The sequence below is a fragment of the Streptomyces sp. KLMMK genome (assembly GCF_036961605.1).
GTDB classification, from domain to species: Bacteria; Actinomycetota; Actinomycetes; order Streptomycetales; family Streptomycetaceae; genus Streptomyces; species Streptomyces telluris.
This window is the reverse complement of the sequence record NZ_JBAMDC010000695.1, coordinates 1-1,762: the sequence shown is the minus strand read 5'-3', so window position 1 is coordinate 1,762 and position 1,762 is coordinate 1. Positions and strand designations below refer to the sequence as shown.

Genomic DNA, 1,762 nt, shown 5'->3' with positions numbered 1-1,762 from the left:
TGGCTCTGGCAAGATTTTCGTAGCCGGAGATCATCTCGGTGACACGGTCGACCGGTTCGCGTAGTGGCGGCGGAGGTGGGCGATCAGGACGGCGCGGTGGCGGAGGAGTGAGACGCCGGCGCGGCCAGCCATCAGGCGTTTCTGCAGCTTGACGTCGGTGATGCGGCCTTCGTTGACACCGGAGTTGTAAGGGGTGGTGATGCCTTGGGCGACGGCATGCCGGTCCTCGTGCAGGGCTCCGGCGAGGCTGGCGAGAGGGGCCAGTCCGCTGTTCGCCAGGTCATTCAGCCAGCCTGGCAGAGGTGTGGCGTCCCGGTCCTCGAGCATGGCCGCGAAGCGGCGGACCAGGTCGTGGGTGTGCCTGAGTTCTGGGCAGTGATCGAGGAGCCGGGGTAGGCGGTCGTTGATGTGCAGGTTGCGGCGGTCGGGGCGGGTGGTAATCCATCGGGCGGCTTCCCGCGGGGGAGGGTGGTCGCTCGCGCGGCTCGTCGAGGGGCAGGCCTCGTCGCAGGGGTGCGACGGCCATTTTCACGCGCTGGTAGTGGCCGAGGTAGCCCTTGGCCTGGAGTTCCTCGTGCAGGATCTTCGCGCTGTGCTGTCCCTCGTCCCAGCGTTGTTGCAGGTAGTCGAGGTAGGGGTCCAGGGTGGAGCGCTTGCGGGGCGGCCGGCGCATCACTTCCTGCCAGGTCCGGGCCCGGGCGTACTTGGCGACGGTGCGGCGGTCCAGGCCGAGTTCCCGGGCCACGGAGCTGTGGCTCCGGCCGGTGCGGGTCAGGGCGTGAACGGACTCGAACGGCCGGCGGGCATGCTCCCCGGCCCGTGTGTTGGCCGCTGTGTGCTCAGCGGCCTCCTCGACCGGTGCGGGATCGGTCTCGCTGACCGGGGACAGTGCTGCGGGCAGGCAGCTGCGGTGGGTGGAGGCGATGTCCTGAACGCGCCGGGACAGGCCTTGCCACAGGTGAAAACGGTCGCTGACCTGGACGGCGTCGGGGGCGCCGTCGGCTATGCCCTGCCGGTAGGTGAGTGAGCCGTCGCGGCAGGCGATCTCGACTCCGGGATGCGCGCGGAGCCATCGGCTGAGCTGTTCGGCGTCCCGGCCCTCCCAGAGTGTGAGCGGGAGGCGGGTGGTGGCATCGACCAGGAGGGTGCCGTAGGTGTCGCCGTAGAGCGCGAAGTCGTCCACCCCCAGCACCCGGGGTGTGACCAGCGGCGGCAGCGGCATCCGCATCAGCTGGGCGAGCACGGTGCACCGCGAGAGTCCGACGTTCATGACGCGCAGCATCCGGGCCCCGCCCCGGCCCGCCAGCACCACGCCGACCGACTCGACCAGGTGCTGCAGCAGCGGCGTTCGCCGCTGGTAGCGGACGGTCAGCCCAGGGACCTGTTCGGCGAAGGTCACCTTCGGGCAGGACGGGTTCTCGCAGTACAGACGACGCACGGACAAGTCGATTCGGACCGGCCGGCCGCCGAGCGCCGCATCGGCGAGGTGCCGGACATAACGGCTGTGGGTCCAGTCGCTCAGGACACCGCACCCGCTGCATCCCGCTGGAACACGGGAGCGGGTACGAGCCTCGATCACCACGACAGGACCAGAAGTATCAGCCGAGAACACCAGTAACCCGGCCAAGTGCGGTAACAGCTTTGACAGTTCAACAGAACACACTCAAAGGCTGCCCACACCGCAAACCAGGCGACTGCACGCATCGGGATGATCTCCGGCTACGAAAATCTTGCCAGAGCCACGTTCAGGTGTACGCCGACA

At 68.6% G+C, this 1,762-nt stretch carries 1 protein-coding gene and 1 pseudogene; both read right to left on the bottom strand.

Going from position 1 to position 1,762, the window contains the following annotated elements:
- Positions 1-30: 30 nt before the first annotated feature.
- Positions 31-408, bottom strand: coding sequence for a hypothetical protein (locus V7793_RS37215; RefSeq protein ID WP_336014119.1), 378 nt, complete (start codon positions 406-408; stop codon positions 31-33).
- A gap of 346 nt (positions 409-754) precedes the next feature.
- Positions 755-1,579, bottom strand: a pseudogene (locus tag V7793_RS37210) (ISL3 family transposase); the annotation flags it as partial.
- Positions 1,580-1,762 lie beyond the last annotated feature (183 nt).